Source organism: Schauerella aestuarii (assembly GCF_009866805.1).
Taxonomy (GTDB): domain Bacteria; phylum Pseudomonadota; class Gammaproteobacteria; order Burkholderiales; family Burkholderiaceae_B; genus Schauerella; species Schauerella aestuarii.
On the sequence record NZ_SIZW01000039.1, the window covers coordinates 467,578 to 491,313 of the forward strand.

At 64.9% G+C, this 23,736-nt stretch carries 22 protein-coding genes; 10 read left to right on the forward strand and 12 right to left on the reverse strand.

The window, feature by feature from the left end; translation table 11 throughout:
- Positions 1–20 precede the first annotated feature (20 nt).
- From EYW45_RS05160 to EYW45_RS05170, 3 genes are read left to right on the forward strand one after another with little or no spacing between them, the layout of a single operon-like run.
- Positions 21–1,043, forward strand: a complete 1,023-nt coding sequence (locus tag EYW45_RS05160; protein WP_161134281.1) for a ketopantoate reductase family protein — start codon at positions 21–23, stop codon at positions 1,041–1,043.
- Complete coding sequence (locus EYW45_RS05165; protein ID WP_161134282.1) at positions 1,040–1,792, forward strand: SDR family NAD(P)-dependent oxidoreductase; 753 nt, start codon at positions 1,040–1,042, stop codon at positions 1,790–1,792. Before EYW45_RS05160 ends, EYW45_RS05165 begins: the two co-directional genes overlap by 4 nt.
- A gap of 18 nt (positions 1,793–1,810) precedes the next feature.
- Entirely contained in the window at positions 1,811–2,716 is a 906-nt protein-coding gene (locus EYW45_RS05170; protein ID WP_161134283.1) for a polysaccharide deacetylase family protein, read from the forward strand.
- Between the two features lie 32 nt (positions 2,717–2,748).
- On the opposite strand, the gene EYW45_RS05175 is transcribed toward EYW45_RS05170, so the two are convergent.
- Positions 2,749–3,660, reverse strand: coding sequence for a glutaminase (locus EYW45_RS05175; RefSeq protein WP_161134284.1), 912 nt, complete (start codon positions 3,658–3,660; stop codon positions 2,749–2,751).
- 83 nt (positions 3,661–3,743) lie between these two features.
- Positions 3,744–4,655 carry a LysR family transcriptional regulator gene (locus tag EYW45_RS05180; RefSeq protein WP_161134611.1) on the reverse strand — a complete coding sequence of 304 codons (912 nt, stop codon included), beginning with the start codon at positions 4,653–4,655 and terminating at the stop codon, positions 3,744–3,746.
- A 392-nt stretch (positions 4,656–5,047) separates the two neighbouring features.
- Here EYW45_RS05180 and EYW45_RS05185 point away from each other — a divergent pair, with 392 nt between their 5' ends.
- A complete protein-coding gene (locus EYW45_RS05185; RefSeq protein WP_161134285.1) occupies positions 5,048–5,428 on the forward strand; it encodes a DUF4148 domain-containing protein in 381 nt (126 codons plus the stop codon).
- A 203-nt stretch (positions 5,429–5,631) separates the two neighbouring features.
- Positions 5,632–6,756 carry a porin gene (locus tag EYW45_RS05190; protein WP_161134286.1) on the forward strand — a complete coding sequence of 375 codons (1,125 nt, stop codon included), beginning with the start codon at positions 5,632–5,634 and terminating at the stop codon, positions 6,754–6,756.
- 107 nt (positions 6,757–6,863) lie between these two features.
- Here EYW45_RS05190 and EYW45_RS05195 read toward each other — a convergent pair whose 3' ends face one another.
- A complete protein-coding gene (locus tag EYW45_RS05195; RefSeq protein WP_235938854.1) occupies positions 6,864–7,457 on the reverse strand; it encodes a cysteine hydrolase in 594 nt (197 codons plus the stop codon).
- 90 nt (positions 7,458–7,547) lie between these two features.
- Here EYW45_RS05195 and EYW45_RS05200 point away from each other — a divergent pair, with 90 nt between their 5' ends.
- The 5 genes from EYW45_RS05200 (at position 7,548) to EYW45_RS05220 (ending at position 13,687) form a co-directional block, all read left to right on the forward strand.
- Positions 7,548–8,231, forward strand: coding sequence for a GntR family transcriptional regulator (locus EYW45_RS05200; RefSeq protein WP_161134287.1), 684 nt, complete (start codon positions 7,548–7,550; stop codon positions 8,229–8,231).
- Between the two features lie 274 nt (positions 8,232–8,505).
- The gene (locus EYW45_RS05205) at positions 8,506–9,483 is read left to right on the forward strand and encodes a Bug family tripartite tricarboxylate transporter substrate binding protein (protein ID WP_161134288.1); all 978 of its coding nucleotides are present in this window, start codon (positions 8,506–8,508) and stop codon (positions 9,481–9,483) included.
- Complete coding sequence (locus EYW45_RS05210; RefSeq protein ID WP_161134289.1) at positions 9,480–11,492, forward strand: oxidoreductase; 2,013 nt, start codon at positions 9,480–9,482, stop codon at positions 11,490–11,492. The genes EYW45_RS05205 and EYW45_RS05210 overlap by 4 nt, the downstream gene beginning before the upstream one ends.
- Before the next feature lie 9 nt (positions 11,493–11,501).
- Complete coding sequence (locus EYW45_RS05215) at positions 11,502–12,311, forward strand: fused MFS/spermidine synthase (protein ID WP_161134290.1); 810 nt, start codon at positions 11,502–11,504, stop codon at positions 12,309–12,311.
- Positions 12,312–12,535: 224 nt separating this feature from the next.
- A complete protein-coding gene (locus EYW45_RS05220; RefSeq protein ID WP_161134291.1) occupies positions 12,536–13,687 on the forward strand; it encodes a GGDEF domain-containing protein in 1,152 nt (383 codons plus the stop codon).
- On the opposite strand, the gene EYW45_RS05225 is transcribed toward EYW45_RS05220, so the two are convergent.
- From EYW45_RS05225 to EYW45_RS05265, 9 genes are all read right to left on the reverse strand, one after another.
- Positions 13,677–15,152: an efflux transporter outer membrane subunit gene (locus tag EYW45_RS05225; protein ID WP_202444583.1), complete on the reverse strand. Its 1,476-nt coding sequence runs from the start codon at positions 15,150–15,152 to the stop codon at positions 13,677–13,679. The two genes, EYW45_RS05220 and EYW45_RS05225, sit on opposite strands and share 11 nt — an antisense overlap.
- A gap of 10 nt (positions 15,153–15,162) precedes the next feature.
- Positions 15,163–17,205 carry an ABC transporter permease gene (locus EYW45_RS05230; protein ID WP_161134613.1) on the reverse strand — a complete coding sequence of 681 codons (2,043 nt, stop codon included), beginning with the start codon at positions 17,203–17,205 and terminating at the stop codon, positions 15,163–15,165.
- On the reverse strand, positions 17,199–18,398 hold the full coding sequence (locus EYW45_RS05235; protein WP_161134293.1) for an efflux RND transporter periplasmic adaptor subunit: 1,200 nt from the start codon (positions 18,396–18,398) through the stop codon (positions 17,199–17,201). The genes EYW45_RS05230 and EYW45_RS05235 overlap by 7 nt, the downstream gene beginning before the upstream one ends.
- A gap of 160 nt (positions 18,399–18,558) precedes the next feature.
- Positions 18,559–19,008 carry an azurin gene (gene azu, locus EYW45_RS05240; protein ID WP_161134294.1) on the reverse strand — a complete coding sequence of 150 codons (450 nt, stop codon included), beginning with the start codon at positions 19,006–19,008 and terminating at the stop codon, positions 18,559–18,561.
- 165 nt (positions 19,009–19,173) lie between these two features.
- Positions 19,174–20,076 (reverse strand): branched-chain amino acid ABC transporter permease, encoded by a 903-nt coding sequence (locus EYW45_RS05245; protein ID WP_161134295.1) that lies wholly within the window; start codon positions 20,074–20,076, stop codon positions 19,174–19,176.
- 13 nt (positions 20,077–20,089) lie between these two features.
- Positions 20,090–20,959, reverse strand: coding sequence for a branched-chain amino acid ABC transporter permease (locus tag EYW45_RS05250; RefSeq protein WP_202444584.1), 870 nt, complete (start codon positions 20,957–20,959; stop codon positions 20,090–20,092).
- Between the two features lie 34 nt (positions 20,960–20,993).
- Positions 20,994–22,202, reverse strand: a complete 1,209-nt coding sequence (locus tag EYW45_RS05255) for an ABC transporter substrate-binding protein (RefSeq protein WP_161134297.1) — start codon at positions 22,200–22,202, stop codon at positions 20,994–20,996.
- A 21-nt stretch (positions 22,203–22,223) separates the two neighbouring features.
- Complete coding sequence (locus EYW45_RS05260) at positions 22,224–22,964, reverse strand: ABC transporter ATP-binding protein (protein WP_161134298.1); 741 nt, start codon at positions 22,962–22,964, stop codon at positions 22,224–22,226.
- Positions 22,961–23,728 (reverse strand): ABC transporter ATP-binding protein, encoded by a 768-nt coding sequence (locus tag EYW45_RS05265; RefSeq protein WP_161134299.1) that lies wholly within the window; start codon positions 23,726–23,728, stop codon positions 22,961–22,963. The genes EYW45_RS05260 and EYW45_RS05265 overlap by 4 nt, the downstream gene beginning before the upstream one ends.
- Positions 23,729–23,736: the final 8 nt, after the last annotated feature.

The window sequence follows — 23,736 nt, forward strand, 5'->3', positions numbered from 1 at the left end:
CGCAACACCTGGGAGGATTCATGTCCAACAAAGATATTCTGATCTGGGGCGCCGGCGCGATCGGCGGCACCGTCGGCGCGTTCCTCGTGCGTGCGGGCTATGACGTCACGTTCGTCGACATCGTGGCCGATCACGTCGCGGCGATTCGCGACCCGCAACGCGGCTTGCGGATCACCGGGCCGATCGACAGCTTTACCGTCACCGCGCCGGCCATGACGCCCGATCAGGTGACGGGCAAATGGCAACGCGTATTCCTGGCGGTCAAATCGCAGGATACGGCCGCCGCCAGCGCGGCACTCAAGCCCTTCCTGGCTGACGACGGCTATGTGCTGTCGCTGCAGAACGGCTTGTGCGAATCGTTTATCGCGGCCGAAGTAGGTGCCCATCGCACCGTGGGCGCCTTCGTCAATTTCGGCGCGGACTGGATCGCGCCGGGCGAAATCCTGTTCGGCAATCGTGCGGCGGTGGTCGTGGGCGAACTGGACGGCAAGATCACCCCGCGCCTGCAAGCGCTGCATAACGACCTGCAGCACTTCGAGCCCGATGCCATCGTCACCGACGATATCGCATCCTACCTGTGGGGCAAGCTTGGCTACGGCTCGTTGCTGATCGCGCAAGCGGTGGGGCAATTGGGCATCGCGGATTGCCTGGCGCGCGAGGAGCTTCTGCCGTTGTGGCGCGATATCGCCGGCGAAGTGATGACGGTGGCCGCCGCCGAGCATGTGACGCCACAGGGCTTCAATGGATTTTCGCCGGAAGCGTTTACGGCCGGCGCCAGCGAAGCACAGGCGCGGGCCAGTGTGGCCGATATGGTGGCCTTCAATCGTCCCAATGCAAAAACGCATTCGGGCATCTGGCGCGATCTGGCGATTCGCAAACGCCGCACCGAGGTCGACATGATGCTGGGCGCGGTGGTGGCCGCCGGCGCACGGCACGATATCGCTTGCCCCAGGCTTTCGGGATTGATCGCCATGATTCACGAGATTGAAGATGGCAAACGGCCGATGACGGATGACAACCTGCTTGAGTTGATGCGCGCATGAACATGACTTTTGAGGGCAAAACGGTTGTCGTGAGTGGTGCGGCCATCGGCTTTGGCCGTGCCATCGCCGAGTATTTCGTGCGGGCCGGCGCGCACGTGTATGGGTGCGATGTGCAGGCCGACAGGCTCGCCGAGCTGGCCGGGGTGGGCGTGACCACCGCAGTGGTCGACCTGTGCGATCGCGAGGCGGGCGCCGCCTGGATACGCGATGTCGAAACGCGCGCCGGCGGTGCGATCGACATCCTGATCAACAACGCCGGTGGCGTGGCGGGCCATGCGCACCAACCGATCGAAGACGTGACCGATGCCGCCTGGGATCGTGTGATCGACATCAATCTGGGCAGCACGTTCGCACTGAGCCGAGCGGCGGCCCCATCGATGAAGCGACGCGGTTCGGGCGTGATCGTGAACATCAGTTCCGGTGCCGCGCTGCAGGCGTCGTTGACCGGGGTGCAGGCCTATTGCGCGGCCAAGCATGCGGTGCTGGGCCTCACGCGGCAACTGGCGCATGAGCTGGGACCGCATGGCATTCGCGTCAATGCGGTTGCGCCGGGATTCGTGCGCACCAACGACGCCACCGAGCGGCAATGGGATGCCATGGGTGCGGCCAAACAGGCGGCGCTGCTCGAAGGCATCGCCCTGCGTCGATTGGGCACGCCCGAAGATATTGCGAACGTGACGGCATTTCTGGCGTCAGACCTGGCAGGCATGGTCAACGGCCAAATCATTTCGGTCGATGGCGGCCGCTGAACGCACACTGGAGACATCATGGATCAAGTAAACAACGACGCGTTGCTCCCCTGGCAATGGCCCGAAGACACCTGGCGCGGCCTGGTCAACAAAGCGCGCGCCGGGCGCACGTTGCGACCCCAAAGCTGGCCGGGCGGGGCACCGTGTGCGGTGGCGCTGTCGTTCGATAGCGACCACGAAACCAATGAGCTGCGCGATGGCGGCAAGTCCATCGGCCGCTTGAGCTGGGGCCAGTTCGGCAATCGCGTCGGCATTCCGCGCGTGGAGAAAATCCTCGATCGCTACGATGTGAAGGCGAGCTTCTATGTGCCGGCTGTGGCCGCGCTATTGCATGCCGACGAGCAACGCCGCCTGGTCGCGGCCGGGCATGAGATCGGCATCCATGGCTGGATCCACGAACTCAATTCCGTGCTGCCGTATGAGGCCGAACGCGACCTGATGATGCGCGCGTCCGATACGTTGACGTCGATCACGGGCGTGCGGCCTGTGGGCATGCGCACGCCGTCTTGGGATTTCAGCCCGCACACCTTGCGCATCGCGGTCGAGATGGGTCTGGAATACGACTCGTCGCTGATGGCCGACGAGGACTGCTACGAGCTGCTCCTGGATGGCAAGCCGACCAATGTGGTGGAGTTGCCGGTGGAGTGGATCCGCGACGACGCGGTGTACTTCATGATGCAGCGCTTCGGCCAGGCCTTGCGGCCCTACACGCCGCCCACCGACGTCTTCGACATCTTCAAGCGCGAACTCGATTACGCCTTGGAGGAGGGCGGGCTCTTTCAGCTGACGATGCACCCGCACATCATCACGGCGCGCTCGCGCATCTGGATCCTGGAAGAGCTGATTCGCTATGCGAAAGAGAAGGGCGCGTGGTTTGCGACCCATGCCGAGGTCGCGGCTTACGCGCGTGCGAACGCGGCTTAGTCGCGGACATTCATGCACGCGCGAATGCGGCGTTAAAACACCGACATCCCGGTGTTCGCCACGAAAAGCTCCAGCGCGCGCATGCCCAGCACCGAGTTGCCGGATTCGTCCAGCGCAGGCGACCACACGCACAGGCTGAGCTTGTCGGGCAAGACGGCGACGATGCCGCCGCCCACGCCGCTCTTGCACGGCAAACCTACGCGAAACGCAAACTCGCCTGCGGCATCATACGTGCCGCAGGTGAGCATCAGTGCGTTCACGCGGCGCGCCTGCCGATCGCTCAGCACGGCCGTTTTCTGACGCGGGTGTACGCCATCGCGCGCGAGATAAGTCGCGGCGCGCGCCAGTTGGCGGCAGTTCATCACGATCGCGCACTGCCGGAAGTACACGTGCAGCACCGCGGCCACGTCGTTGTCGAGCTTGTCGAAGCTCTTCATGAAATTCGCCAGTGCGGCATTGCGAAAGCCTGTGGCGGCTTCCGACTCGGCAACCTCTTCATCGATGCCGATCGCGTCGCCCGACAGACTGGATAGAAATGCCAGGATATCGTCCAGCCCGTCGCCGCACGTGACCAGGCGATCGGCCACGGCCAGCGCGCCGGCGTTGATGAACGGATTGCGCGGCACGCCTTCTTCACGCTCCAGCTGCACCAGCGAGTTGAACGGGTTGCCCGAGGGTTCGCGGCCGATGCGCTTCCACAGGTCATCGCCCATTGCGCGCATGGCCAGCGTGAGGGAGAACAGCTTGGAAATACTCTGGATCGAGAACGGCACATCGCAGTCGCCCGAGGCATACTCCTGGCCCTTCGCCGTGCGCACGGCAATGCCGAATTGTTCGGCCGGCACGCGCGCAAGGGCGGGAATGTAGTCGGCGACTTTGCCCGCTTGCCCCAGTTCGGGACGCAGGGTTGCCGTGATGTCGTCGAGAACCTCTTGAATATTCATGCGATGCGCGGGCCGTGTGAGATCGAGCGTTGTGTGAGGATGCCGCGCGCAATGGCGTGGCAGGCCCGGCAGTTATACGCTACTTAGGCCGCAACGGCGGCCGCGCTCGAGTCGTGCAGATGCGGCTCGATGAAATCCAGAAACGCCGTGGTCTTCGCCGGCGGCGTGCGGGTGGGCAGCAAGGCATAGAGCGGAATGGGCGATAGATGCCACTCGGGCAGCACGCGCACCAATCCGGATTGTTCGATGGCACGCCGCATGGCGTCGAACACCGGCAGCGAGGTGATGCCCATGCCGCTGCTGGCCAGCCGCCCCAGCACCCCGGCGTGGCTGGCGGATATCTGCCCAGCCACATCCACGCGTTCGACGGTATCGCCGTTGTGCAATGCCCACACCGAAGGCTCCTTGCTGCGCGTCTGGCGCAAGCATTGGTGATGCACCAGATCCTGCGGTACGCGCGGCACGCCATGCACGGCGAGGTAGTCGGGCGATGCGTAGAGCTGATTGGGCATCAGCACCAGGCGGCGCGCGATCAGATTCGAGTCGGGTTGCGCCCCGAAGCGCAAGGCCACGTCGAAGGGGTTGGAGATCGGGTCGATCGCGCGGGCGCTCAGATCGAAATCGCATTCGATGTCGGGATACGTCTGGGCAAAGGCGCCCATTACCGCCGGCAGGAAAAGCTGCGCCAGGCTCGTCGAGATCGAGATGCGCAACTTGCCTTTCGGCTGCCCGGACAGCGAGGCAAGTTGCTCGTGCGCCACGCGCGCTTCATCCACCAGATGGCGGCAGCGCTCGTAGTAGATCTTGCCGGCTTCGGTCAGGTCGATACGGCGGGTGCTGCGATTGAGCAACCGCATGCCGATGCCGCGTTCCAGCTCGCTCACGCGACGCGAAAGGGTGGAGGTGGGGATGTCGAGCGCCTGAGCGGCGCGACTGAAGTTCTTGCGTTTGGCGACCTCGACATACAAGGCAATATCGTTGAGTTGGACGTCCATTACTGTGCGATTCAATTTTCCATTCACGGGATAATTGTAGGCCATTCCCTCGCCGTGAAATTCAATCGGAAATGATGGGAGGACGGTTCAGCGGCCCGTCAGCGAGCACATCGGCGTGTCTCGAATCCGCCACAAAAAGAACGTAGTCCGTTGTTATGATAAGGATCTTCGATCTAGCCGACATCGGATGGGCGGTATCAGGGAACACCCTGAGGGCGCCCACACGAGGGGAAAACGCATTTATCCCATATATGGAAATAACTTCGCCAAATTAAGGGTTTTTACTAATGCTCTGGCGACGCATACTTCGGTCACTGCAACACGCCTGTCACGTCACCATGCTTGCAATTGTGCTCATGGCGAACAGACGGCAAGCCAAGACTGGAGGCACTATGAAAACCCTGGCAACTGCCCTGATGCTATCCGTAACCCTCGTTGGCGCCAGCGCCGCGTATGCTGACGGCATGACCCGCGATCAAGTCAACGCCGAACTGCAACAAGCCAAGGCCACCGGCGAATACACCTTTGGCGAGCTCGACTATCCGCCTGCGATTCAACAGCGCAGCGAGAAGTCGGTCGACCAGGTGCAAGCTGAATTGCAACAAGCCAAGGCCGACGGTCAATACACCTTCGGCGAACTCGCTTATCCGCCCAAGCCCTTCGCCACCACGACCGGCAAGTCGCGCGACGACGTGCGCGCTGAACTTGCGCAAGCCAAGGCGTCGGGCAATTACACCTTCGGCGAACTCGACTACCCGCCCAAGGCACGTTGATTCCCGCGCGGTACGCCGGCTGAATGCGGGGCGTTACCTGCGCGGCCTTGCCTGCCGGCAGATCCTGGCGCTCGGCCACTGTCCCATGGGTGCAAATAAGTTCGCCAAAATCGCGGTTTATCCCAGCTGGAAATAGCTCGACACTTGGTCTGCCCGGCAATCGGGCAGCACCCGCCGGCTCTTTTATCTCCACTGGAACAATCATGAAACAGACTCTCCTCGCGCTGGCCTTGGTCACCGGGTTTACGGGCGTGGCACACGCCGAAACTTCCGTGACGCTTTACGGCTTGCTCGATGTGGGCGTGGGTTACGAACGCATCAAAGGCGACGGCTACAAGGCCTCGCGTATCGGCCAAGTGCAGGGCACGCAAAGCGGCTCGCGCTTCGGTATTCGCGGCAAGGAAGATCTTGGCGACGGCTTGTCGGCCATCTTCACGCTGGAAAACGGCTTCGGGCCCACCGATGGCCGTGCACTGCAAGGCGGCCGACTGTTCGGTCGTCAGGCCACGCTCGGCCTGGCATCGCAAACCTGGGGCAAGCTCGAGTTCGGGCGCCAGACCAGCATGGGCACGAAGGTGATGGGGGCGGTCGACCCCTTTGCCATCAGCTTCAATAGCGCCAACATGGGCACCACCATGGGGGCGTTGAACACCATGCGCCTGGATAATCTGGTGATGTACCAGATGCCCACGGTGGGCGGCTTCAATTTCGGTGTGGGCTATTCGTTCAACGCCGATACCTCGCGCACCACGAACGATGGTCAGAATACGGGCTTCGCCACGGGCGACAACAACCGTGCCATCACCACCGGGCTGTCGTATGAAAACGGTCCCGTTTACCTGGCGGCATCGTACGATCGTCTGAACCCCACGAACGCAGCCACGGGCGGTCAATCGCCCGCGCGCCTGCAGGAATGGAGCCTGGGCGGCACGTACAACTTCGAGATCGTGAAGATTGCGGCGGCATTCAGCCAGACGCGTGATGGCTGGTTCATCGGCCAATCGCTCAACAGCAGCCCCGGCGGCGACTACAGCGACCTTGGCACGTTCAAGTTGCGCAACGGCTTTCGCGCCAACTCGACCATGCTGGGTGTGACGGTGCCGGTGGGGGCGATCACCAGCGTGTTCAGTTCGTGGCAACGCGCCGCACCCAACAACGCCACGTTGACGGGTGATGACAAGACGTTCAACGTGTATGCGTTGGGCGCAACGCACAACCTCACCAAGCGCACCAACCTGTACGTGTATGCGTCGTATGCCGACAACTACGCGTTTCATGACGGCGTGACCGATACGGTGGTGGCCACCGGGATACGTCACCGGTTCTGACCGTGACGCCTCCAACAGCGCTGTTTCCAGCCGCACTGCGTTGATCTGACGGCAATGCGGCCAGCGGCGCCGATGCTGGCGGGCGTGCGATACGCCCGCCAGTTCATTCAGCGTTCGAACACCACCTCATCGGTCGTGGTGATCTTGCAGAAGAGCCGAAGACTGTCGATCGAGTTGACGTGCTCTTGCGCCGAATGCGCGGCGCACGCGTCTTCCAGCACGATCATCTCGTAATCGCGATCGTGGCCATCGCGCACGGTGGCTTGCACCACGGCTTGTGTGGATACGCCCGAGCAATAGATGCGCTCGATCTTCTGGGCGCGCAATTGCGCTTCGAGCGTGGTGGCATAGAAGGGGCTCACCCGATGCTTGACGATATCGAGGTCGCCGGGCTGGCGATCGAGATCGGGATGCACCTCGGTACCCCAGGCACCCAATTGAAATAGCCCATGCTTGGGCGCGCCCGCGAAGAGCGGCGATCCTGCCGGGCACTCCGGATATCCCGTCTTGAAGCCCACCGTGACGAACCCGATCGGCAGCCCGGCGGCGCGCGCCTGCGCGATCGCCTTCGAGGTGCGCGCGAGAATGCCGCGCGTGCGCACCTGATTGCCCAGTTCGGATGTGCCATTCGGGCCGTCGTCGTGGACGAGGTCGTTTTCCATATCGAGCACCAGGTAAATCGAGCGGCTGTTGGCCATCATGTCTCCTCGTTGATTTATCGTAAACACTATTGCGCTACAAAACTGTTAATAGTTTAATGGCTTCAAGCGCATTAAGGAAGAACGATGGCAATGGTGGAGAGTTCCCCGGTATCAGGCACCCGGCCCGGCAATATGAGTGCGGTGGTGGTGGCGCAGTTGCGCGATGCCATCCTCGACGGGTTTTATGCCCCCGGGCAACGCCTGATCGAGAACGATCTGATCGCATCGTTCGGCTCCAGCCGCGGTCCAGTGCGTGAGGCGCTGCGCCGGCTGGCTGCGGAAGGCGTGGTCGAGCTCGTGCCCAATCGCGGCGCAATCGTCAAACGCCTGTCGCACAAGGAGCTGGTCGATCTGTTTCGCATGTGCGAAACCCTCGAGGGACTGGCTGCACGCACCTGCGCCGAACGGGTGCGCGCGCAGCAGGCGCCGGAAGCGTTTGCGCAGGCCCTGGCCGATGTCGGGCTGAGCACGTTGCCCCCACCGGGCATGTCGTTCCCCGAGGCCAATCGCCTGTTCCACCAGGTGCTGGTGGATTTTTCCCAAAACGCGCAACTCAAGACCACACTCGATCAGATGCGCATTCCATTGGTGCGGCTGCAGTTTCGCGCCGCGATCGATGCGGAATACCAGCGCGCGTCGATGGCCGAGCACCGGCAGGTCGTGGCCGCCGTGCTGGCCGGCGACCCCGTGGCGGCTGAAACCGCCATGCGCAATCACCTCGAACAAGCCGGATCGCGCCTGCTGGTGCGCCCGGGCGAGGAGCCCGGTGCGTAGGCTCACGCACAGACGGGCGCGGTGATGGCCCTCGCCTGATTTCGAACAACAGGATCTCCGGCTGGGAGGACAGCCGTTCAGGATCCTGGCCGCGCCTGAGAGGACAGGCGCGGTGACGTCACCCCTCTGCATTCATCGACTGCGATCGGCACAGCATCGAACGCGGCGTCGTCACGCTTACACGCAGGAACGGGATCGATCGCCAGGCGCCAGTCGATCGCGTTGCAGGGCAAGGGCGCACACAACAAAACGATAAAGACGTTGGAGACAAACCATGACTATCCTCAAGGCCGCCCTGTGCGGCTTATCGCTCGTCGCGGCGGCGCATGCCCAGGCGGCGTCCGATCCCCCGAAATATCCAAGCCGGGCTGTGACGATCATCGTGCCGTATGCGCCGGGTGGCGCGGTGGACGTGATCGCGCGCACCACCGGCGAGGCGCTGTCCAGGCAACTGCACCAGACCTTCATCGTCGAGAACCGGCCGGGTGCCGGCGGCAATATCGCCAGTGCCTACGTCGCCCGTGCCACGGCCGACGGCTACACCTTGCTGATGGGCGAGCCGTCGCGCGCCGCCGCCGGCAGTCTCTATAAGGAACTGCAGTACGACCCGGTGCGGGGCTTGAAGCCGATCGCGCTGGTGGGTTCGGCACCCAGCGTATTGCTGGTGCCCACCGATTCGCCCGCGAAATCGCTGAACGATCTGGTGCAGATGGCGCAGAAGAAGCCGGGCGAACTGACCTACGGGCATGGCGGCAACGGCACGACCTCGGAGCATCTGGCCTCGGAGATGTTCCTGGGGCAGGCCAAGATCCAGATGATCTCGGTGCCCTATAGCGGCGGTGCGGCCGCGATGACGGATCTGATGGGGGGACGTCTCAATATGGTCACCACCAATATGCTGAACGCGGCGCCGCATCTGCAGGGCAATCGCATGCGGGCGCTCGCCGTGGCCGACACCAGGCGCTCGCCCATGTTTCCCGACGTGCCGACCTTTGCCGAGGCGGGCTACCCCAAGATGGAGGTGGGCGTGTGGTGGGGCTTGATGGCGCCGGCCGCCGTGCCGCAAAACGTGGTGGACACGTTGAATCGCGCCGTCAACGATGCGCTCAAAACGCCCGAGCTTCAGGCGCGGCTCAAGGCGTTGAACGCGACGCCACTGGGCGGTGACCAGCCGGCCTTCCAGGCACGGTTCGACAGCGAAGTGCAGCAGTGGGCCACCATCATCAAGCAAGCGGGGCTGCAACTGCAATGACACACCCTGCCGATGCCAAGGGCGATGCTGCCTATCCCACGTTGTTCAGCGCGTTTGCATTGGCCGGCCGGCCATTGCGCAACCGCATCGTGCATGCATCCATTTCAACCTCGCTGGCGAAGGATTCTCAAGTGACGGATCGGCAGATCCTGTACTACGCGAACCGTGCCAAAGGAGGGGCGGCTGCAGTCGTGACCGAGCCGCTGGGCGCGGCACGCCACCAACTCGGCGCCCTGCGCGTACGCGCATTCGACGACAGCAATCTCGACGGCCTGCAGCGCTGGGCCGCGGCGGTCGAGGGCGAAGATTGCCGGCTGCTGGGGCAACTCCAGGACGGCGGCCGGGGCCGGCACGAACCGGGCCGCAATTTTGCGGCCATCGGCGCATCGCCGCTGCCGGACGACCTGAGCTGGACGATGCCGCATGTGATGACGGCCGATGAGATCGCGTGGTTCATCGATGATCTGACCCAGACCGCGCTGCGGCTCAAACGCTGCGGTTTCAGCGGCGTGGAACTCTCGGCCGGCCACGGGCATCTCTTCCATCAGTTCATGTCGCCGTGGTCGAATCGCCGGGATGACGCCTACGGTGGCGACTTCGATGGCCGCATGCGCTTCATGGTGCTGTTGATGGCGCGGCTTCACGATGCGTGCGGGCGCGATTTCATTCTGGGGTTGAAGCTGCCGGGCGACGATGGTGTGCCCGGCGGGATCGATCCGGCCTTGTCGCTGCGGATCGCCCGCCGGCTCGCCGATACCGGGCATGCCCACTATCTTTGCCTGGCACAGGGGGCACATCATCGCAGCCTCGAGATGCACATCCCCAACGATACCTATCCGCGCGTGCCCTATGTGGGACTGACGCGCGCGCTGCGGGCGGCGGTGCCCGATGTGCCGGTGATGGCGCTTGGGCGCATCACCGATCCGGCGGAGGCGGAAGGCATCCTGGCGCATGGCGATGCCGATCTGATCGGGCTGGGCCGACCGTTGATCACCGATCCCACCTGGCCGCTGAAGGCACAGGCCGGGCGGGCGCGCGATATCCGTTACTGCCTGAACGCCAACACCTGCTGGAACGTCGTGATCGGCCACCGTCCCATTCAGTGCGACAACAATCCGCGCGTGGCCACGGAGTATGAAGTGCTGTGGCGGCCGCAGGTTGCGGCCCCCGCGGCCGCGCATCATGTGGTGGTCGTGGGCGCAGGAATCGCGGGGCTTGAAGCGGCGTGGACGGCCGCGCGGCGCGGCCATCGCGTCACGGTGCTGGGGGCGTCCGCCGAGGTGGGCGGGAAAACGCGCGTGCATGCCGCGTTGCCCAGCAGTGAGTCGCTCAGCAGCGTGTATGACTATCAATATGCCGAGGCGGTGAAGGCGGGTGTGGTGTTCGAACTTGGCCGGTCGGCCGATCTCGCGCGGGTGCTGGCCTGCGAGCCGGATGAGGTCGTGCTGGCCACGGGCGCCACGATGGTGTGGCCACCCATGCTGCCCGCGTCGCTGCGCGGCGACGGTCTGGTGCTGGACATTCGCGAGGCGATCGCGGACGTATTGACGCTCACCACCCGCCAACCCGGCGTGGCGGTACTGCTGGATATGGATCAGACCGAAGGCGTCTATGCCTGTGCCGAGCTGCTGCATGCGCGCTTCGAGCGTGCCGTGGTGGTCACGCCGCGCGAGAGCATTGCGCAGGAAACACCACTCGTGACCCGTCAGACCATCCATCGGCGATTTCATCAGATGGGCATCGAGGTTCGCACGCTGTGCGAACCGCAGTGGAACGACGCGTTCGAAGACACCGGCACGATGACGCTCGAGCACGTGTATGGCGGGGAGGTGGGCCGTATCGACAACGTGGCGTTCTTTTCGTTTGCCACGCCGCGCACGCCCAATGATGCGTTGATGGGACCGCTGCGCGCGCATGGCGTAAAGGTGCGATCGGTGGGCGATTGCCGCGTCGCACGCGGCGTGGTGGATGCCACGCGGGAGGGCTTCGAGGCCGGCATGGCGGTGTAACATCGCAGCATGCCTGACGCCGCATCCCCCGACGCTCCGGACGCATCCGCTGCGCCGCAAACCTCCCGCCGCGACGCTGCCGATGCGCGTGGCACGCCCACGCGCCCCTTCGTGCAGAACGTGGGCAACACGCGTGCACTGCATTTCTCGCAAAAGGAAATCCAGAGCCGCATGTCGCTGCTCAGTCCCGATGCGCTGGATCTCGAGTACACGCGGATGATGATGGGTTTTCTGCTCTTCAATGCGCAGCCGGCCCACATCACGATGGTGGGCCTGGGCGGCGGTTCGCTCCCGAAGTTCTGCCATCGTTATCTGCCCGACGCCACGATCGACGTGATCGAAATCGATGCGGACGTCATCGCATTGCGCGAGGCATTCATGGTGCCGCTCGACAGCGCACGCTTTCGCGTGGTCCACGCCGATGCCGCCCCGTACATGCAGCAGGCCCAGCCGGCGGCCGATGTGTTGCTCCTGGACGGCTTCGGCGAGGGCGGCATTCCCGATGCCCTGTGCACGGCCGCCTTCTACGCCGCTTGCCGCGATGTGCTCAAGCCCGACGGCGTGATGGTCGTGAACTTTCACGTCAATCATCCCGATCATCACGAGTACATGGGTCGCGTACGCGCGGCCTTCGGCGCATCCATGATCGAAGTGGTGGATGACGACATGACCAACAGTGTCGTGTTTGCCTGCAAGGGCGAGCTGCCCGACGATCTCGGCGCACTGGCGCTCGTGCGCCCACCCACGCTGTCCAAGGATGCGTGGCGGCAGTTGATGCCGACCTTCCGGGTGATCGCCGCGACGATGGAACTGCGCTGATCTCATTGCGTGCGCGCGTCGGCCGTGCACACCGCGCGTCGCATCGGCGCACGCTTTTTTCGCACCTGCGACAGTCCGGCCGAAAAGTCTAGCGGCCGCCTCTGCCGTTGCGGCGCTGCCACGTCTGCACAAACCAGCCGCAGCGCGATGGCGCGACGCCTTATGCTTACGCACGTCTTCCCATTTCATGCCGTCCCGACCTCGAGTGTGCGGTTCACTTTTTCATGATCGATCTTCGAACCGTCTACATCGTGACCGCGGTCACTTCCATTTTCATGGGGCTGCTGCAAGTGGCCGCCTATCGCCGCCGCCAGAGCGACGGCTGGTTGCTGGGCTGGGGCCTGAGCGCGTTGGCGCTGGGCGTGGGCGTATTGATGACGGCCCTGCAGGTCACGATCGCCGGCTGGTCTACCGTGCACGCGGCCAACGGCATCACGATGCTCGCTTATGTGCTGCAGGTGGCCAGCGTCAGAAATTTCTGTGGACGCCCGCCGCATGTGGCTGCGCACGTCGCGGTGGCGGTTGCCGCTGCGGTTCTGCTGGGTGTGGTTTTTCCCGATCCGGCCCAGTACGCGGTCCGGGTGGCCGTGTTCTGCCTGACGTTCGGGCTGTGCGATGCAATCGTGGCCTTCGAGATGGGGCGTTTGGCGCGCGCCAGACAAATCCCGTCGATATATCTGGTGATCGGGCTGTTTGCCTTCAGCGCGGTGGCCTTCGCCACCCGGGCGGCGCTGCTGGCCACGGGTTGGGGCAGCGTGGTGCTGTTCGACACCGGCTCCACCCCTGCGCATTGGATCAGCGTGATCAGTGCGCCGCTGCTGCTGGCGCGCGGGGTGGCCTTGCTGCTGGTGGCGTTCGAACGTGAGCACGTGAAGCTGCGCGATCAGGCGTACTCCGATGCGCTGACGGGCCTGCGCAACCGGCAGGGGATGCGCCACGACATCGCCGGGATCGTGGCGGCCGCGCACCCTGAGGGGCAGCAGCACGCCGCCGTGATCGTGATCGATGTCGACCATTTCAAGGCCGTCAACGATGCGCACGGTCATCCCACGGGCGATACGATTTTGCAGCGCGTGGCCGATGCCATCTCCGGCGCGGTCGGCACCCAGGGCATCGCCGGGCGCCACGGCGGAGACGAGTTTCTGGTGGTCCTGCCCAACGTCGATGGCGCGCAGGCACTGCTGATGGCGGAAACGATCCGCACCCGGTTTGCGGCGTTGATGACCCGGCATCATGCCGGGATCGCGACCACGATCAGTCTCGGCGTGGCGCAGGGACCGATCGCCACGCCGGGTTTACGTGATCTGGTGGTGCAGGCGGATGCGGCGCTGTACCGCTCGAAGGATCTGGGGCGCGATCGCGCCCTCAGCGCGTAGCGGGGGAGCGTGAGCGGGCGTCAGCCACCGGGCCGTCCTTCGGCTCGTCAGCCGCAGAGGCAGGCGCTTCCCTTACCGCAGCCGCTGGCGGCGCGCCGGCACGCCAGTCGCCGCCGGCGGCTTTGAAGAGCGCCACATCGGCTTGCAGTTGCGCCAGACGCAGCACGGCGGCATCATCCTGCGCGGCGTACAACGTGCGTTGCGCGTCCAGCACGGTCAACAGCGTTTCGGCGCCGAACCGATAGCGCGATGCCGCCAGCCGGGCGGCTTCGCGCGCCTGCGTCAACGCCTCGTCCTGCGCTTGGCGCTGGTGGCCGAGCCCGTCGATTGCATTCAATGCCAGCGCCACATCGCCGATCGCATTGACGATCGCAGCGCGATAATCCGCCAGCAGTTCCTCGCGTTGCGCCAGGGAAAAATCCCGTGCGCCGGACAATCGCCCGGCGTCGAAGATGGGCGCGGTGAGCCCGGCCGCCAGGTTGTAGAGCGGATTGTCGAAGAGGCCCCGTATCCGGTCGTGCCCCACACCTGCGCCGGCGGTGAGTGTGAGTCGCGGCAGGAGCGCGGCACGGGCTACGGCCACGTTGGCGTCGGCCGCCGCAAGCGCGCGTTCGGCAAAGGCCACGTCCGGACGGCGTGCCAGGAGATCGGCCGGCACGCCGGGCGCGATCGCAGTCGAGGCGATCGCATACAAGCGCGCGGTGCGCACCACCAGGTCTTGCGGGGCACGTCCCACCAACAGTGCCAGCGCGGCTTGCGCGTCGCGCGCCTCGCGCTCGCGTGCGGCGAGCGCCTGCCGCTGCGTGGCGACCAGCCCGCGTTGCTGGGCCCGTTCGAGCGGCGTGGCCATGCCCGCGCGCCAGCGCGTGTCGACCAAGGCAAGCACCCGTTCGGCGGCCTCGAGATTCAGGCGCGCGATGGCGGTGCGTTCACGCGCGCCGACGGTTTGCATCCAGGTGGTGGCCACGCTCGCAGCCAACGTGAGCTGCACGGTGTCGCTGGCGTATCGCGTGGCGGCCAACGAGGCCAGCGCGGCATCGCGGGCCGCGGCATTGCCGCCCCAGACGTCGATCTCATAGCTGGCCGAGAGGCCTGCGCCATAGCTTGACGCCGTGTCGTCGTCAATACGACTGCGGCCGGCCGACGCCGTGGCATCGACCTGCGGCAGCAGCGGGGCGCCGGCGATGCGGGCGTAGGCTTCGGCCTGGCGTACGCGCGCCATGGCGGCAGCCAGATCGAAGGCGCCGGTATTGGCCATGGCGATCAATTCGGCCAGTTCGGCATTGCCGAATAGCCGCCAGTCGGCCTGATGTTCGGGTAGCGATACGGCTGCAGTCTGCACCGAATAGGCCGCCGGCAGCGTCAGGCTGGCCGCCGTGCGATCGCGCGCCACGCTGCAACCGGCCAGCAGGACCATGCCGGTGAGGGAGGTCAGTATTGCGCGCAAACGCCAAGCACGAATCATGTGCCGCATTTCATTCTCCGGCGAGCGCGACCACGGGGTCGAGTCGCGCGGCGGTTTTGGCGGGCATATAGCCGAAGATCAGACCCGTGGCCACCGCGCAAAGAAAGGCGCCCGCCATGGCGCTGACCGCGAACACCACCGGCACGCCCGATAGGCGCAGCACCGTGCCGATGGCGAGGCCGGCGACCACGCCGATCGTGCCGCCCACGAACGTCAGCAAGGTGGCTTCGGTCAGGAACTGGCGCAAGATGTCGCGTTGCCGCGCCCCGGTCGCCATCCGAATCCCGATCTCGCGGGTGCGTTCGCGCACCGTCATCAGCATCACGTTCATCACGCCGATGCCACCCACCACCAGCGACACGGCAGCGATCAATCCCAGCATCATCGTCATCGCGCTGCGCGTGGCGGCTTCGGCCTGCAGGCGCGCCGCCGCGTTGCCCACGCCGAAGTCTTCACGGCCATGGCGTGTGCGCAGCACGTTCTTCATGGCGGCCTCGGCGGCCTGCACCAGCTCGGCGCTGGCGGCCTCGACCACCACGTAATCGGGTTCCGTCTGCGCCTGATAGACGCGTGCCCGACCGGAATCGTAGGGGATGAACACCATGTCGTCGTAGTCTTGCGCGCCGGAATCCGCGCCGCGCTCCTGCATGACGCCGACGATCTCGAAAGGCGAATTCCCGATCAGAAGCTGACGGCCGAGCGGGCTGGGATCGTCGGGGAAAAAGTGTGCGTGCGTTTTGCTGCCGATGACGGCCACGGGCGCCAGGTCGCGGTCTTCGGCATCGGTGTAGTAGCGGCCTTGCGCCACTTGCCAACGATGCACCTCGGGCATGATGTGACTGGCGGCCATCACATACATCTGCTTGTCGGCCCGGCCGAAGCGCACGGTGATGGGGTCGCCGATCACGGGCATCACATGGCCGATCTCGGGTAACGCGCGCACGGCGTCCAGATCTTCGTCGGTAAGCATGCCGCGCGGCCCGCCCGTGCTGGGCGGGCGGCTGCCGAGGTACATGATGGTGGTGCCCATGGTGCCCAGTTCGGCCATCACCTTTTGCCGGGCGCCTTCCCCCACCGCCAGCATCACGATCACCGAGGCCACGCCGATCACGATGCCGAGCAACGTCAGGCCGGTCCGCGAGCGGTTCAAGCGCATGCCGCGCCACGCGGTGCGGGCCGCCTCGCGCAGATCGGCCCACAGCGAGGCGCCGGTATGGCCCTGCGTGTGGGCATGCGCGATATCGGGCAGGGGCAGGGCGATGGGTGGGCGCCTGCCGGCGCCAGGTGTCTCGGCATCCACACGCTCGGGCGTGCTCGCGCTCGGCCCCTCATTTGCAGCCGCGTGGGCACCCGTATCCCCCACGATGCACCCGTCGCGAATCTCGATCACGCGCCGCGCCTGGGCGGCCACATTGCGGTCGTGCGTGATCACGATCAGGGTATGGCCGGCGTCGGCGAGTTCGCGCAACAGGCGCATCACATCGGCGCCGCTCTTGGTGTCGAGCGCGCCCGTCGGCTCGTCGGCCAGAATGATCTGGCCGCCGTTCATCAATGCCCGCGCGATGGACACGCGCTGCTGTTGCCCGCCGGAGAGTTGGTTGGGGCGGTTGTGCCGTTTGTCAGCAAGACCCAGGCGCGCGAGCAACGCGGTGGAGCGTGCCGTGCGCGCCGCTTCCGACATGCCCGCATAGATGGCGGGCACTTCCACGTTCTCGCCTGCCGATTCGGTGGCGATCAGGTGATAGCCCTGAAAAACGAAACCGAACGCCTCTCGCCGCAGCCAGGCCAGCGCGTCGGCATCCAGCGTGGCCACGTCGTGACCGTTGAAGCGATACACACCGTCGCTTGGACGATCCAGGCAGCCGAGCACATGCATCAGCGTCGATTTGCCGGAGCCCGAGGCGCCCATGATGGCCACGTACTCGCCGGCGTAAATGTCCAGATCGATGCCGTGCAGAACTTCGACTTCGGGCGGTTGGGCGTCGCCGCGGGTCGCGCGGCCGCCGTAACGCTTGCGAATGCCGCGCAATTCGATCAGTGGCACGCTCACCACTGAAACCACCGCATGCCGCCGTCGCCGGTGGATTCGGCAGTGACCAGGCGATCGCCGGCCTCGACCCCGTCGAGGATCTCTGCAAGATGGCGGCTGCGGGTGCCCACGTGCACGTTGCGCGTTTGCGGGCGGCCGGCGTCATCCAGCACGCGTGCGGTGTAGCGGCCCGGTGCATCGGGCGCGGCCGTGAGCGCGGAGAGCGGCACGGCGATCGTGTCGCGCGCGAGCGCGGTAATGAACGACACCTGTGCCGTCATTTGCGGCATGAGTTCGCCATCGGCGTTGTCGACATCGAAGAGCACCGTGTAGACCACGGCCTTGGTGGCCGCTGCCGGGGTGGTGCTGTCACTGGTGCTGGCGGCACCCTCAGGCTTGGGCGGCGCCGGCAGCACCTGACGCACCCGGCTTTCCCAGCGGCGGGGCGTGGCGTCGCTCTGGCCGCCCAGCGTGCTGAAGTACACCGGCATGTCCGGTTTCACGCGCCGCACATCGGCCTCGGACACCTCGGTCCACACGGTCATGCCCGAAAGATCCGCGATACGCAGGATATTCGGCGTCTGGTACGTGGCGTTGAGCGTTTGCCCTTCGCGTGCGTCGACCGACACCACGGTGCCGGCCATCGGCGCATAAATGCGCGTGTAACCCAGCCGCGCTTCTTCGGCGCGCTGCGTGGCTTGGGTGCGGTCGATCTGGGCGCGCAGGTGATCGATGCGGGCCTGCGCCGATATAGCCGTGGCTTGCGCCATCTGCAGGTCTTCCTCGCGCGTGGCACCTTCGCGTGCCATGGCGCGCTGTCGTGCCAGTTGTTGGTTGGCGAGCCGTGCCTGCGCCTGTTCGTCGGCGAGTTGCGCGCGCAGGCCGGCGATCTCGGCGCGTCCGGCGTCCACCGTGGCTTGCTGCACGCTGGGATCGATTTCCACCATCAGCTTGCCACGCTCGACGGCGTCGCCGGGCTGCACGTGAAGCCGCATGATCTGCCCGGACACTTGCGCGCCCACATCCACATAACGCCGGGGCTGCAACGTGCCGATGGCCGTCACCGTGGCTTCGATATCGCTGCGTTTGACGACGTGCGTGTCGTACGTCGTCGCGTCGGTCGTGGTCCACCAGAAGACGCCGACTGCCATCAGCGCTGCGGCCAATATCAGCCCTGGCGCACCCATGAGGCGGACAGGGCGTTTGCGTGTGGACATTCGGGCACAACCTCGACTTCAGCTTTCAATGAGGCCGCATTATTGCTAACAATTCTCATTTCTACAAGTGTTTGACTCGGGGCTGAACGGTGCGCCCAATAAAAAGGGCCGCACGCAGCGGCCCCGGCGACATCACGGCCTGTAAGACCGCGAATACCGATCAGCTCTTGACGATCTTGCCCTTCATGATCATCCAGTGACCGGGGAACGAGCAGAAGAAGCTGTAATCGCCACCGGCTTCGAGCTTGCTGGTATCGAACGTGACCGAGGTCGTTTCGCCGCCGCCGATCACTTTCGTGAAGGCGATCACGCGCGTATCGACGGCCTTGACGTGGTCGGGCTTGACCGCAGCGCCATCCTTGGCCACGGCATCCAGATCGGCCGTTTTCGTGATGACCACGTTGTGACCCATCGAGGCGGCGGGCATCTTGCCGATGTGCGCCAGATTGATCGTGAAGGTTTTGCAGGTGGCGGGAACCGTGATCTGCGCCGTGTTGAACTTCAGGGCGTCATTGCCCGTCACGTCGATGGCACACGTGTCGGCGGCCGAGGCCAGCGGTGCGGCAGCGGCGAGAACCAGACCTGCGAGAAACTTCGTCGAGAACGACATACAACCCACTCCAATTGATAGACCGCAATCCCCAGCGCCCATGAACGTAAGGTGCATGTAAGTATTGCGGGCGCTATCCTAACAGGGTCTTCCGCCGGTCGCTTTGATGTGCCGCTGAGGCCAAGGGTTTCTGCAGCCGTTCCCGTCTTGCTCGACCCACTCGCGTTACTTCGCGCGCGGCGCAGGGCGAATGCGTTCGGGCAACAGCCCCTTGGGCCGCCATTGCAGGATCACGATAAGGGCGATGGCGATGATGAAGTCGCGTAGCGCAGCCGCCTGCACAGCGGGCAGCCCCAGGGCTGCCGTGGTGAAGATACGGCTGCCTTCCAGCAGCAGCATCACGACCAGCGCGCCCACGATCGCGCCCATCGGACGCGTGTTGCCGCCTGCCGTAGCGGCGAGGAATACATAGATGGTCAGCAGCGGCGCGATGATGTCCGGCGCGAAGTAGGACGTGAAATGCGCGTATAGGGCACCGGCCAGCCCAGCCAATGCCGACCCGATCGCAAACGCAGTGAGCTTGAAGCGCACGACATTCTTGCCGGCCACGCGCGCCACCAGATCGTCGTCGCGGATGGCGCGCAGCACGCGGCCAAACGGGCTCTTGTCCAGCCGCGCCAGCGACCATGCGGCGTATCCGGCAATCACCCACGCCACGATCAGGTAGGCGATATTGAACGAACTTCCCAACTGGGCCTTGAAGGGGCCCGGAATGCCCGAGATGCCTTCGGCGCCACGCGTGAGCCACTGCTCGTTCAGTGCCACCAGTCGCACGGTTTCGGCAAAGCCCAGTGTGACGATGGCGAGATAGTCGCCCCGCAACCCACGCGTGGCATAAGTGAGCACCACACCGGCCAGCGCTGCGGCGATCGAGGCTGCGATCCAGCCGACGAAGATCGGCAAGCCGAGCTGCGTGGTGACGATGGCGGAGGCATATGCCCCCACGGCGAAGAAACCGACGATGCCGAGGTTGACCATGCCGGTGTAGCCCCAGATCACCGTCAGCCCCAAGGCCATCAGGCAATAGACGGCGGCCAGCGTGAGCGAGAAAGCAAGATAGGAGATCATCGTGAGCGCCCCATCAACGCTGACCCATCAGGCCTTGCGGCCGGAAGGTGAGAAAGAGAAAGATCGCCAGAAAGCCGATGGCGCTGCGATAGGTGCTGGGGAGCCAGATGAGCGCCACTTCCTCGGCCACACCGATGACCACGGCACCGATCACCGCCCCTGCCGGGCTGGATAGACCGCCCAGCACGCTGGCGGCGAAAAACGTCAGCAGAAAGCGCGTGCCGGTGAGCGGGTCGATGCTGGTGTCGATCCCCAACAACGTGCCGCCTACCCCGGCCAGGCCCATGCCGACGAAAATCGTGAGGATCGCGATCGTTTTCGGATCGATGCCTTTGAGGCGCGCAAGCATGGGATTGTCGGCCACCGCACGCATGGCTTTGCCCATGCGCGTGAAGCGAAAATAGGCGAACAGGACGACGGTCACGCCCACGGCGATGCCCAGATTGGAGAGCTGCTGCGGACTGACGCGCATGCCCACGACCGTGACGTCGCGCATCAGCGGCACATCGAAGTTGCGCAGATCGTTGCCGAACGTGAAGCGCAATGCCGACTCGATGGCGATCATGACGGCGATCGACACGATAGCCACCGTAAGCATGCCGTCCGGTCCCATCTTGTCGCGCAGCCGCCGCATGCAGAGCCAGTCGCACAGCACGCCTGCGATCCCCGCACCCACGAAGGCAATCGGGATCGTCGCCAGTGCGGGCAGGCCGAAATGGAAGTTGGCCAGATACGCGACATAGGCACCCAGGCTGGCGATGCCGGCCACGGCGAAGTTCGGAAACCGCAGCACGGCGTACATCATCGACAGGCCCACCGCCGGCAACGCGATGGCACCGGCCGAGATCACGCCATTGACGAGCGCCTGCAAAAACTCGTTCACATCCGCTCCCGGTTGAGGTGACCACGGCGATCCGTCATGCGATCTTGAGCAGCGTTTGCTTGCCGGCTTTGATCTGCTCGTAGCGGAATTGCGCGTCCACCACATCGCCGATGGGTGTGAACTTGCAGGGCCCGCTGGCGCCCACGTAGTCGATGGTCTTGCCGGCCGCGATCGCCTTGATGCCTGCGACCGCGTCGGTCACCGGCTCGCCGCCTGCCGTGCCCACGCGACGTATGGCGTTCTTGATCGCTTCGCCGCTCGAATCCTTGGCGATCGCCATCGCCATGGTGACGAGGTTGGCGTGGTCGAATGCCTGGCAGGTGTAGGGATCGGGATTGTCCTGGCCGATGAGTTGCTTGAGGTGCGTGTAGGCGCCGCTGCCTTCTGCCGGCGACGGTGCGATCGTGAAAATGCCTTCCACGGTTTCTTTCGGCACCGAGTCGATCAACTGTTTGTTGACGGCATAGGCGAACGCCACCATCTTGCCCTCGAAGCCGGCGCGATAGATTTCCTTGACCAGTACGGCGGTGTCGGCCACATATCCGCCCAGGATCAGCATGTCGGGCTTGCCGGCCAGGGCGCGGTCCACTTCGCTGCGGTACGTGGCTTTCTTGTCTTCATAGACGATGGTCGTGACGGTACCGCCGGCCGACGCAATGGCCTTCGTGATGTTGTCGGTCATCGACTGCACGAACGGCGTTTGCGGAGTGAGATACACCAGCTTCTTCGCATTCTGGCTGAGGGCGAATTCGCCGAACTTGCGCCCTTGCAAGGTGGTGGTGGGTTGGGTGCGAAAGAGATAGCCCTGATGCGGCAGGAGGGTGAGGCCATCGGCACCCGACGCGCACGCAATCACCGTCTTGCTTTCCCAGCACAAGGGGGCGGCGGCTTGCGTCACCGGCGACGACCACAGGCCGATGATGGCCGAGACATGATCGATGTCGATCAGCTTGCGGGCCGCGCGCACGGCGGCTTCGGGGTTGGTCTGGCAGTCTTCGGTGATGAGGTTGATGCGCTTGCCCAGCACGCCGCCGGCGTCGTTGACTTCCTTGATCACGGCGGCGATCGCTTTCTGCATCGGCGGTCCATACTGCGCGCCCGAACCGGACAGGGGCGAGAGTGCACCGATGGCGATGCCGCCCGATTGGGCGAAGGCGCGCTGCAACGCCAGCGGTTGCGCGGACAACAGCAGCCCGGAGGCGGAGAACTTCAAAAAGCGACGGCGTGGCGTAGGGGTCGGCATGGCGCGAATCCTTGGGGACGGTCAAGCGGGGAGAGAGCGTTCGGGCGAGCCGCCCAGAAACAGACGGCGGGTGTCGGGGTCGTGCGCAAGGTCGGCGGCGCGGCCATCGGCGCGCTTGGCGCCGCTCACCATCACCACCGCACGGTCGGCGATATCCAACGCGGCCAGCGCATTCTGTTCGATCATCAGGATCGTGAGGCCGCTGCGCGCGAGTTCGCCGATGGTGTCGAACAACACATCGCACGCGACGGGTGAGAGGCCCGCGGACGGTTCGTCAAGCAGCAGGATATCGGGCTTGCCCATCAATGCGATCGCCATCGCAACCACCTGCCGCTGGCCGCCGGAAAGCGTGCCGGCCAAGGCGCGGCGCTTGGTGCCCAGGATCGGAAAGCGCGTGTACATCTCATCGATCCGGGCGGCGGCGTCGCGGCCATCCAGGTAGGCCCCCATTTCCAGGTTTTCGCGCACCGTCATGCCGGCGAAAACGTTGTACTCCTGCGGGACGAACCCCACGCCGGCCCGGGCTCGCGCCATGGGCGAATGTTCGGCGAGCAGTTGGCCTTTGAGTTCGACCGTGCCGTCCGCCAGGCTGAGCAACCCCGCGATCAACTTCAGGAGCGTGGACTTGCCGGCGCCGTTGGGACCGATCACCACCACCAGTTCGCCGGCCGCGATGTCGAGATCCACACCTTTCACGATGCGCTCGCCGGGGGCGTAGCCGCCGGCCAGATTACGCGCGCTGAACACGCATTCGGCGCTCATGGCGCCACCGCATGCCGATGGCCCAGATACGCTTCCTGCACACGCGTATCGGCCACCACCTCGTCGTAACTGCCGCGCGTGAGGAATGTGCCTTCGGCCATCACCACGACCTCATCGCAGATCATCCGCACCAGTTCCAGATCATGCTCGATCAGCAGGATCGTCATCCCTTCGTCGCGCAGCGACACGAGCTGTGCGGCGATATCGCGCGATAACGTGGGATTGACGCCGGCCATGGGCTCGTCGAGCAGGATCATCTTGGGATCGGCCATCAGTGCGCGGCCGATCTCGAGCAGTTTCTTCTGTCCGCCCGAGATATCGGTGGCGAGGTTGTCGATCACGTGGTCGAGCTTGACGCGGCGGGCGACCTGCCAGGCGCGTTCCTGCAGCTCGGCTTCGCGGCGCGCCGCCGCGCGCGAATTGAAGTAGGCCGACCACAGGCGTTCGCCGGGCTGACGGGTGCCGTAGAGCATCAGGTGTTCGAAGACGGACATGCGGGGAAAGCCGCGAGCCAGTTGAAAAGTGCGCACCAGACCGGCTTGCGTGATGCGTTCGGGGGCCAGCCCGGCGATCGGTGCGCCGTCGAAAACGATGCCGCCCTGCATCGTGGGCAATAGACCCGTCACGCAGTTGAAGAGCGTGGTCTTGCCGGCGCCATTGGGGCCGATCAATCCGGTAATCGTATTGCCGCGAACCGCAAACGACGCCCCGTTGAGTACGCGCACACCACTGAACCCTACGCGCAAGTCCTTGATATCCAGCACGCCAACTT

Coding starts and splice junctions, on each gene's coding strand:
- EYW45_RS05175 (WP_161134284.1), bottom strand. CDS start 3,660: ATGAATATTCAAGAGGTTCTCGACGACATCACGGCAACCCTGCGTCCC.
- EYW45_RS05205 (WP_161134288.1), top strand. CDS start 8,506: ATGACTATCCTCAAGGCCGCCCTGTGCGGCTTATCGCTCGTCGCGGCG.
- EYW45_RS05225 (WP_202444583.1), bottom strand. CDS start 15,152: ATGATTCGTGCTTGGCGTTTGCGCGCAATACTGACCTCCCTCACCGGC.
- EYW45_RS05170 (WP_161134283.1), top strand. CDS start 1,811: ATGGATCAAGTAAACAACGACGCGTTGCTCCCCTGGCAATGGCCCGAA.
- EYW45_RS05190 (WP_161134286.1), top strand. CDS start 5,632: ATGAAACAGACTCTCCTCGCGCTGGCCTTGGTCACCGGGTTTACGGGC.
- EYW45_RS05200 (WP_161134287.1), top strand. CDS start 7,548: ATGGTGGAGAGTTCCCCGGTATCAGGCACCCGGCCCGGCAATATGAGT.
- EYW45_RS05195 (WP_235938854.1), bottom strand. CDS start 7,457: ATGATGGCCAACAGCCGCTCGATTTACCTGGTGCTCGATATGGAAAAC.
- EYW45_RS05235 (WP_161134293.1), bottom strand. CDS start 18,398: ATGTCCACACGCAAACGCCCTGTCCGCCTCATGGGTGCGCCAGGGCTG.
- EYW45_RS05160 (WP_161134281.1), top strand. CDS start 21: ATGTCCAACAAAGATATTCTGATCTGGGGCGCCGGCGCGATCGGCGGC.
- EYW45_RS05210 (WP_161134289.1), top strand. CDS start 9,480: ATGACACACCCTGCCGATGCCAAGGGCGATGCTGCCTATCCCACGTTG.
- EYW45_RS05255 (WP_161134297.1), bottom strand. CDS start 22,202: ATGCCGACCCCTACGCCACGCCGTCGCTTTTTGAAGTTCTCCGCCTCC.
- EYW45_RS05220 (WP_161134291.1), top strand. CDS start 12,536: ATGATCGATCTTCGAACCGTCTACATCGTGACCGCGGTCACTTCCATT.
- EYW45_RS05165 (WP_161134282.1), top strand. CDS start 1,040: ATGAACATGACTTTTGAGGGCAAAACGGTTGTCGTGAGTGGTGCGGCC.
- EYW45_RS05185 (WP_161134285.1), top strand. CDS start 5,048: ATGAAAACCCTGGCAACTGCCCTGATGCTATCCGTAACCCTCGTTGGC.
- EYW45_RS05260 (WP_161134298.1), bottom strand. CDS start 22,964: ATGAGCGCCGAATGCGTGTTCAGCGCGCGTAATCTGGCCGGCGGCTAC.
- EYW45_RS05180 (WP_161134611.1), bottom strand. CDS start 4,655: ATGGACGTCCAACTCAACGATATTGCCTTGTATGTCGAGGTCGCCAAA.
- EYW45_RS05245 (WP_161134295.1), bottom strand. CDS start 20,076: ATGATCTCCTATCTTGCTTTCTCGCTCACGCTGGCCGCCGTCTATTGC.
- azu (WP_161134294.1), bottom strand. CDS start 19,008: ATGTCGTTCTCGACGAAGTTTCTCGCAGGTCTGGTTCTCGCCGCTGCC.
- EYW45_RS05215 (WP_161134290.1), top strand. CDS start 11,502: ATGCCTGACGCCGCATCCCCCGACGCTCCGGACGCATCCGCTGCGCCG.